At 74.1% G+C, this 8,317-nt stretch carries 7 protein-coding genes and 1 pseudogene; 2 read left to right on the top strand and 6 right to left on the bottom strand.

Annotation, left to right across the window (positions count from 1 at the left end):
• Positions 1-800: 800 nt before the first annotated feature.
• Positions 801-1,274 carry a group II truncated hemoglobin gene (locus tag PKE99_RS35745; RefSeq protein WP_037053917.1) on the bottom strand — a complete coding sequence of 158 codons (474 nt, stop codon included), beginning with the start codon at positions 1,272-1,274 and terminating at the stop codon, positions 801-803.
• A gap of 136 nt (positions 1,275-1,410) precedes the next feature.
• On the opposite strand from PKE99_RS35745, the gene ctaD reads away from it, so the two are divergent.
• Together ctaD and PKE99_RS35735 are read left to right on the top strand one after the other, a co-directional pair.
• Complete coding sequence (ctaD, locus tag PKE99_RS35740) at positions 1,411-3,165, top strand: aa3-type cytochrome oxidase subunit I (RefSeq protein ID WP_037053915.1); 1,755 nt, start codon at positions 1,411-1,413, stop codon at positions 3,163-3,165.
• Between the two features lie 55 nt (positions 3,166-3,220).
• A complete protein-coding gene (locus PKE99_RS35735; protein WP_037053913.1) occupies positions 3,221-3,523 on the top strand; it encodes a hypothetical protein in 303 nt (100 codons plus the stop codon).
• 12 nt (positions 3,524-3,535) lie between these two features.
• Here PKE99_RS35735 and PKE99_RS35730 read toward each other — a convergent pair whose 3' ends face one another.
• The 5 genes and pseudogenes from PKE99_RS35730 to PKE99_RS35710 all read right to left on the bottom strand — a co-directional run.
• Entirely contained in the window at positions 3,536-4,342 is an 807-nt protein-coding gene (locus tag PKE99_RS35730) for an alpha/beta hydrolase (protein WP_037053911.1), read from the bottom strand.
• Positions 4,343-4,495: 153 nt separating this feature from the next.
• Entirely contained in the window at positions 4,496-5,584 is a 1,089-nt protein-coding gene (locus PKE99_RS35725) for an aromatic acid exporter family protein (protein ID WP_037053910.1), read from the bottom strand.
• Positions 5,585-5,692: 108 nt separating this feature from the next.
• Positions 5,693-6,502: an MSCRAMM family protein gene (locus PKE99_RS35720; RefSeq protein WP_037053907.1), complete on the bottom strand. Its 810-nt coding sequence runs from the start codon at positions 6,500-6,502 to the stop codon at positions 5,693-5,695.
• On the bottom strand, positions 6,499-6,801 hold the full coding sequence (locus PKE99_RS35715; protein WP_269323064.1) for a carboxypeptidase-like regulatory domain-containing protein: 303 nt from the start codon (positions 6,799-6,801) through the stop codon (positions 6,499-6,501). Before PKE99_RS35715 ends, PKE99_RS35720 begins: the two co-directional genes overlap by 4 nt.
• Before the next feature lie 33 nt (positions 6,802-6,834).
• Positions 6,835-8,244: pseudogene (locus tag PKE99_RS35710) on the bottom strand (MFS transporter); the annotation flags it as partial.
• Between the last annotated feature and the right edge of the window lie 73 nt (positions 8,245-8,317).

Below are 8,317 nucleotides of genomic sequence, written 5' to 3'. Positions count from 1 at the left end.
CTATCACCTTGAGCTGCGCCGATGCAAGATCTGCGATCGCCGAGGGGTGTCGCCGGGCGGAGACCAACTCCACGAAGAACCCGGCGTCGCGGAGGGCGCTCGGGGCGCGTTCTCAGCGGCTCTGGCGGCTGACCGATCCCGCGCTGTTCGAGTACCGGCACGCGCGGCGCCTCGAGACGGTTCGGCGCTCCCAAACGACGCGCCCCGAGAAGGCACCGGCTTTGAGATCGGCGCGGCCCCCTGTGATGGCTCGGCCCTTCGGCACGGCGCGGCGCCTGGGAGGGCGGCCTCCCTGAGCCGGCTCGCCCTCCTGGGTCGGGGCGGCCTCTCGAGCGGGGCGGCTCGTGAGCCAGCGCGCCCTCTCGTGAGCCGGCGCGGCCTCGTGAGCCGGCGCGGCCTCGTGAGCCGGCGCGGCCTCGTGAGCCGGCGCCGCCTCCTGACCCGGATCGGCCTCCTATGGCGGCGCGACCTCCGGGCGCTGCGCACGGTGCAGCGCTCTGCCGGCGCGACCCCTGACGGTCTACAGCCCTGATGGTGCGCCGCGTGATGTCGCCCGCCCCCACGGCGCCGCCGAGCACCTGCTCTCGCCCCTCCCACAGCCTCCGGTCAGCAGAACCGACCGGTCCTGCCGGTCGTCGAGTTCGTGCCGGATGAGTCTCGCGGCCTGCTGTGTGGTGGCGACGGGGACGCAGCGCCCGGTACGCCTCGGTGAGGGGTGGAAGGCGCGCTGGGCCGGCCCCGCGCCTCCGGCCGCGTGAGCAGCAGGGCGACGGTGCCGCTCTCCAGGTCGAACGCCCAAATCAGGGCTGGTACGGCGGGGCCACCCCCCACCCCCACCGGGGGACGGGGGCGTGGGCGACGACGTCGTCGGCGCCGGGGCGGGAGTTGTGCAGGGCCAGCCGTGTGCCCCATTCCACGTAGCCGACGAAGGCGGCGCGGAACTCGGGGTCGTCCGGGAGGCCGGCGTCGTCGGCGGCGAGGCTCATCAGGGACGCGAAGCGGAAACGCTGCTCGGGGGTGATGCCGAGGTCGCGGTGGTGGGCGAGCATCGCCTCGTAGCCGCCGTGCTCGCGGGTGTAGCCGGGCTCGCCGCCGAACACCTCGATCCACCACGTGGTGACGTGGCTGCGGTGGGCCTCGGAGACGCCGCCGGGGAAGAAGGGGGCGAGGAGGTCGTCGCGCTCGACCCGGTCGTAGAAGGCGTCGATGAGCTTCCGGAAGGCGGCGTCGCCCCCGGCCCAGGCGTGCAGGGTGGGAATGGTGGCGTCAGTCATCTGCAACAAGGTAATCAGATTCATTGCACGGGGAAGAGGGTTTCCGGCCGGCGCTGCCGGTCGGCCCTATCCGGGCAGGTCCGAACCGCAGTACGGTGGTCGCCCACCTAACCGGCACCGCCGCCGAGGGGGAGCGATGACCGCAGTTGCGCCGCGCCCGATCGAGACCCGGCCCTACCCCGCGCGACGCACGGGCAAGGGGTCGACGTTCCTCAAGATGCTCAAGACGACGGACCCCAAGGACATCGCGATCCTGTACCTGGTCACGTCGTTCGGCTTCTTCATGGCGGGTGGCGCGATGGCGCTGCTGATCCGCGCGGAGCTGGCCCGGCCCGGACAGCAGTTCCTGTCGAGCGAGCAGTACAACCAGCTGTTCACGATGCACGGCACGATCATGCTGCTGCTCTACGCCACGCCGATCCTGTTCGGCTTCGCGAACTACATCGTGCCGCTGCAGATCGGCGCGCCCGATGTCGCCTTCCCGCGGCTGAATGCCTTCTCCTACTGGCTCTTCCTGTTCGGCGGACTGATCGTCATGTCCGGCTTCCTCACGCCCGGCGGCGCGGCGGACTTCGGGTGGTTCGCCTACACCCCGTTGTCCGACGCCATCCGCTCGCCGGGGGCGGGCGGCGACCTGTGGCTCGGCGGGCTGATCGTCGCCGGTCTGGGGACGATCCTCGGCGGCGTCAACTTCATCACCACGATCATCTGCCTGCGCGCGCCCGGGATGACGATGTTCCGGATGCCGATCTTCACGTGGAACATCTTCGTGACGGCGCTGCTGGTCCTGATCGCCTTCCCCGTCCTCACCTCGGCGTTGTTCGGGCTGCTGATGGACCGGCACCTCGGCGCCCACGTGTTCGACCCGGCCAACGGCGGGGCGATCCTCTGGCAGCACCTGTTCTGGTTCTTCGGCCATCCCGAGGTCTACATCGTGGCGCTGCCGTTCTTCGGGATCGTCACGGAGATCTTCCCGGTGTTCAGCCGCAAGCCGATCTTCGGCTACAAGACCCTCGTGTTCGCCACGATCGCGATCGGTTTCCTCTCGGCGGCGGTGTGGGCGCACCACATGTACGCCACCGGCGCGGTGCTGCTCGCCTTCTTCTCGTTCACGACGTTGCTCATCGCGATCCCGACGGGCATCAAGTTCGTGAACTGGATCGGCACGATGTGGCGGGGCAAGCTGACCTTCGAGACGCCGATGCTGTTCGCCCTGGGCTTCCTGGCCACCTTCCTGTTCGGCGGGGTCACGGGCGTGCTGCTGGCCTCGCCGCCGATCGACTTCATGGTCTCGGACACGTACTTCGTGGTGGCGCACTTCCACTACGTGCTGTTCGGCACGATCGTGTTCGCGACCTACGGCGGGATCTACTTCTGGTTCCCGAAGATGACGGGCCGGATGCTCGACGAGACGGTGGGCAAGTTCCACTTCTGGCTCACCTTCATCGGCTTCCACACGACGTTCCTGGTGCAGCACTGGCTGGGCAACGAGGGCATGCCGCGCCGCTACGTGGACTACCTGCCGACGGACGGGTTCACGGCCCTGAACATGGTCTCGTCGATCGGCGCGTTCGTGCTGGGGTTCTCGATCCTGCCGTTCATCTGGAACGTCTTCCACAGCTACCGCTACGGCCGGGTGGTGACCGTCGACGACCCGTGGGGCTTCGGGAACTCTCTGGAGTGGGCCACCAGCTGCCCGCCGCCGCGGCACAACTTCACCGAGCTGCCGCGGATCCGCTCGGAGCGGCCCGCCTTCGAGCTGCACTACCCGCACCTCGTGGAACGGGCGCGGGCCGAGGCGCACAGCGGGGGACACGCGGCGCCCTCGGAGCACGTCGCGCAGACCGTGGGGCGTGAGCAGCAGCCGGACGAGGACCCGCGCTCACGCTGACGACAACGGCTCCGCACCACCGGAGCCGACCGATCCGAGTGTCGGGGAGGCGACGATGACCCTCGACGACCGGGGCGTGCGCCCGCTGACCGCGCGCGAGCGGCGCATCCTGGCCCGCCTCGAACAGAGCCTGACGGGCCGCCCCCGGGAAGCCGCGCCGCCCGGGCCGCCAGGGCCCACCGGCGACGTCGCGATGCACCGGGCGGACCGGGTGGCCGCGGTGGTCGGCCTGCTCATCCTGTGCGGCATGACCGCCGAGGCCGCGATCGCGGGCGGACCGGTCCTGGGGCTCGCCGTGGGCATCGCCTTCGTGATCATGGTGCTCGTGTTCGTCCGGGTGGTCCGCTGCCGCCGGTGACCTGCGGGAGGGTCAGCCGGCCGCCCGCACGACGGCGTCGACCAGCGGGGGCCCGTAGCCGAGGTCCGGGTCGTTGTGGCGCGCGCCCGGCACCTCGACCGCGGCGCTGCCGGCGGCCGCGGCGACCGCCCTGCTCTGCTCCACGGGCACGATCTCGTCCGCGCCGCCGGCCACCACCGTGACCGGGGCGGCCACCGAACCGACCGTCGTGACGACCGGGAACCGGTCGCGCAGCAGGGTCCGGACCGGCAGGAACGGGTACTGCTCCGCGGCCACGTCGGCGAGCTCGGTGAACGGGCTGCGCAGGACCACCGCCCGGACCGGCCGCTCCTGTGCGAGCCGGGTCGCGACCGCCGCACCGATGCTCTCGCCCAGCACCACGAGCCGCGACGGGTCGATGCCGCGGTGTCCGGTGAGGTACCGGTGCGCGGCCAGGGCGTCGGCCGCCAGTCCCTCCTCGCTGGGCGATCCCGGGTTGCCGCCGTAGCCGCGGTAGTCCAGCAGCACGACGTCGAGCCCCCGGGCCGTGAGCGCCTCGGCGAGCGGCACGCGATCGGCGCGGCTGCCGGCGTTGCCCGGCAGCACCAGCACGGTGACGCCGCGGGACGGGCCGGTGGCGGGCGCGTGCCAGGCCGCGAGGACGAGCCCGTCCGCGGTCGGGACCGCCAGCGGGCTCCCGCCGGCCAGCACCTGCTCCGGCGCGACGGACGGCGCCCCGCCGGGCAGGAACACGAGTCGTCGCTGGATCGCCCACAGCAGCGCGACCGCCACGGCGACGACCACGACCAGGCCGACCACCAGCCGCAGCGCCGTGCCCATACGGGCATCGTGCCAGCCCGCCCCGTCCTCGCGACCGCGAAGGCGCAACCCCCGTTGCGTTGAACCGCCCGGCTCAGTGATGTAGACCACAACCGGGGGGGTCGGAGGGGGTCGGCGGGATGGCGCCGGAGGGCGCCGGCGCCATCCCGGGTGTCACGGCCCGGAGCCACCCCTGCCGGCGGGCCGGTCGGGCCCGGCGAGGGCGGTGAGCACCCGCTCGGCGCGCCGCAGCGGGCGCCGGATCAGGCCTCCCAACGCCGAGTGGTCCGCCGCCGCGTGCGCGTCCACGGCCGCGGCGGCCTCGGCGAGTGCGCCGCGATCGGGGGTGCCCTTCAGACCGGCCGCGACGGCGTCGGCGAGCGGCCGCACGACGGCCCGGGTCCGCGGCGCCGTGCCGGCCCACCAGGCGCAGGTGTCCGGGCGTCTGCCCAGCTCGACGACGTCGGTGACGTGAGTACGCACCAGCTCCGTGATCTCCGGCGCCGCGGCCGCCGGCTCCTCCAGCACCGCCAGCTCGGCGGTGTGACGGCGGCGCCAGAGCGGGTGGAGGCGCACCGCCCGCCGCGCCGAGGCGAGCTGGCCAGGGAGCTGGCGGGCGGCGTCGTCGCGCCGGTGGGACCGGTCGGTCAGCCGGGCCGCCAGGTCCTCGCGGGCCGGGTCCGCCGGATCGACCGGCAGGTCCGCGGCCAGGAGCAGGTCCTCGGCCGCGCCGTCGGCGACCCCGCGCAGCGCGGCGACGAAGGTCCGCGCCGGGTTCGTCGGCAGCAGCAGCGGCGACAGGACGACGGTGACCACCGCCCCGACCGCGGTCTCCCACAGCCGGGCCACGGCGTAGGACGAGGGATCGGAGTTCGCGAAGACGAGCAGCGCGGACACCGCGACCTGGACGTTCAGCGTGTCGCCGATGCGCAGCACCATCCCGATCGCGAGCGCCACGGCGAGGACCAGTGCCACCGTGAGCGCCGACGGCCGGAGCCACGCCAGCACCCCGATGCCCACGGCGAGCCCGGCGACCACCCCCACGAGCCGGGCCAGCGAGACGTTGAGCGCGGAGCCCGGCGCGTCCCGGATGGCCACGAGCGGGACGACCACCGCGTAGACCGGTGGCTGGGTCGCGCCGAGCCACACGCAGACCTGCCAGCTCACCGCCGCGGCGACCACGATCCGGACCACCGACGGGCCCTCGCGGGGCAGGGCGGCCCGCACGGCGCCCCACGGGTGGAGGTCGCGGAGCACCGGCACGTGCCGAGCAGACCAGGTGATCGGCCCGAGGTCATCCCTTTCGGCGGATGGTTCACGCCCCGTGGCCAGGCCGATCACCCAGAGTCGTGTGGCTCCGCCCGCGGCGGGTCAGCGGGGGGTCAGGGTCAGGTGACAGACGCCGTCGTCCGGCCCGATCCCCGCCGCCTGCGGCCCGCTGGTGGCACTGCGGACCGTGTATCTCCCGGCCGGGACGCCCTCGAAACGGTACGTTCCGTCCGCGCCCGTCCGGGCGTGGGCGACGGTCCGGCCGCGGTGGTCGTGCAGCGTGAGGGGGAGCCGGGGGAGCGGCCGCCCGCCCGCGGTCACGATGCCGGTCAGCGTGCTGAGGGTCTGCACGGCGAGGTCGACGGTCTGCTCGGCACCGGAGGCGCCGAGCTCGACGCTGCGGGCGACCGGGTCCGCGCCCGGCGCGGCCACGACGAGCGTGAGCGGGCCGGCGGTGTCGACCCCCTCCAGCAGATAGCTGCCGTCGGGCTCGGACATCGTCGACGCGACGACCTCCCCGGCCGGGTCCACGGCGACGACGGTGGCCGCGACCACCGGCAGCCCGGTGTCCGGGTCCCGGACCCTGCCCCGCACGCTCGCGACGGGCTCGAGCACCAGGTCCAGCCCGCCGTCGTGCCGCACCCCGCCCGGAGGCAGTGCCTCCACGGCTGCCACCGCTTCCACTGCGGTGGCCTGCGGCCGGTGCCCGCTGCGGTGCGCGACCAGGACGTACCGGCCGGGCCGCAGGCCGGGGAACGCGAAGGCGCCGTCGGCCGCGCTGCGGGTGCGGGCGACCTGGATGCCGGCGCCGTCGGTGAGGGTGAGGGTCGCGTCGGGGACCGGGCGCGCGGTCGTCCGGACCCGGCCCGTGACCTGCGCCGACGCGGTCCTGTCGAGGCTGGGGTCGATCACCGGAGCTCCACCCCGACGGCGCCGGCGAGCGGTTCCGGATCCGGTTCGGGTGGCGCCGACGTGTCCGGGGGGAGCGTGATGTCGTGCCGCTGCGCGAGCCCGGCCCGGACCGTCACCGCCTCGTGGACCGCCGGGTGTTCGACGGCGACGAGGGTCAGCGGCCCGGCCGGGACGTCGAGCCGGTAGCGGCCGTCGGCGTCGGTGCGCACGGTGCCGACGACCGCGCCGTCGGCGTCGTGTGCCGTCACCGTGACGAGGGCGGGAACCGGCCCGGCCACGCCGTCGACCCGGCCCGTCACGGTCCGGCCGTCGGGGACGGGCGGCTCGCCGGTCGGGACGGGTGCGGGGGCGGGCCGCCGGCCCGGGATGAACGCGGCGACCAGGACCGCGACGAGCGCGGCTCCGGCGCCGACGGCCAGGACGACCCGGAAGCCGTCCTGGGTCGGCAGGGCCACGCCCCCGATCTCCACCGTCATGTGCGCCAGCACCACGCCCGCGACGGCGCTGGACACGGACGTGCCGATGGAGCGCATCAGGGTGTTCAGGCTGTTCGCGGCGGCCGTCTCCGAGCGCGGGACCGCGCCCATGACCAGCGCGGGCATGGCGCCGTAGCCGAGCCCGATGCCCGCGCCGATCACGCTGGAGGCCAGCACGAAGTGCCAGATCTGGGACATCAGCAGGATGCTCACCCCGTACCCGACGGCGACGACCAGCGCGCCGAGCATCAGCGTGGTCTTCGGGCCCGACACGCGGGAGATCCGGGCCGACACCGGTGCCATCGCCATCATGACCAGCCCGCTCGGCGCCATCACGAGTCCGACGGCGAGCATGCTCTGCCCCAGCCCGAAGCCGGTCGCCTCGGGCAGCTGGAGCAGCTGGGGCAGCACCAGGGACATCGCGAACATCGCGAACCCGTAGACCGCCGAGGCGATGTTGGTCAGCAGCACCTGGCGGCGGGCGAGCGTGCGCAGGTCGACCAGCGGCTGCGGCCGGCGCAGCTCGTACCAGCCCCACACACCGAGCACGACCACCGCGCCGGCGAACAGGCCGAGCGTGCTGCCGCTCGCCCAGCCCCAGTCGGCGCCCTTGGAGATGCCGAGGAGCAGGCAGAGCAGCGCCACCGAGATGCCCAGCGCGCCGAGCCCGTCGAACCGGCCCCCGCTCCGCACGGACGACTCGGGGACGAGCGTGAGCACGAGGCCGGCGGCGACCAGGCCGAGCCCGCCGGAGACCCAGAACAGGACGTGCCAGTCCGTCTCCTCGGCCAGGAACGCCGCGGCGGGCAGGCCGAGCGCGCCGCCGACGCCCAGCGAGGCGCTCATCATCGCCGTGGCCGAGCCGAGGCGCTCCGCGGGCAGCTCGTCGCGCATGATGCTGATGCCCAGGGGGATCACGCCGGCGGCGAGGCCTTGCAGGGCCCGGCCGATGATCGCCGGCACGAGCGAGTCGCTCAGTGCGGCCACGACCGAGCCCGCCACCAGCACGACCAGGCTCAACAGCAGCATCCGCCGCTTGCCGTACATGTCGCCGAGCCGGCCGACCGTCGGCGTGGCGACCGCGGCGGCGAGCAGGGTGGCGGTGACCACCCACGCCGTGTCGGCCGACGACGCCCCGAGCAGGGCGGGCAGCCGGGGGACCAGCGGGATGATCACCGTCTGCATGAGCGCGACGACGATCCCGGAGAAGGCCAGGACGGGGACGAGCGCGCCCGGGCGGGCACGGTCCGGCTGGAGGGGGGTCACGGGGCTCCCTGGGCGCTACTTCAATCACGTGTTTGACGGAGAGTCGCACGACGGTGCGCGCCGCGACCAGAGC

The sequence above is a fragment of the Pseudonocardia halophobica genome, from assembly GCF_027922425.1.
Taxonomy (GTDB): Bacteria; Actinomycetota; Actinomycetes; order Mycobacteriales; family Pseudonocardiaceae; genus Pseudonocardia; species Pseudonocardia halophobica.
Note: the sequence above shows the minus strand (reverse complement) of the source record. Positions and strands in the feature narration are given on the sequence as shown.

Excerpts from the sequence above, each read along its gene's own strand:
- PKE99_RS35745 (WP_037053917.1), bottom strand. The coding sequence starts at position 1,274 with ATGACTGACGCCACCATTCCCACCCTGCACGCCTGGGCCGGGGGCGAC.
- PKE99_RS35735 (WP_037053913.1), top strand. The coding sequence starts at position 3,221 with ATGACCCTCGACGACCGGGGCGTGCGCCCGCTGACCGCGCGCGAGCGG.
- ctaD (WP_037053915.1), top strand. The coding sequence starts at position 1,411 with ATGACCGCAGTTGCGCCGCGCCCGATCGAGACCCGGCCCTACCCCGCG.
- PKE99_RS35730 (WP_037053911.1), bottom strand. The coding sequence starts at position 4,342 with ATGGGCACGGCGCTGCGGCTGGTGGTCGGCCTGGTCGTGGTCGTCGCC.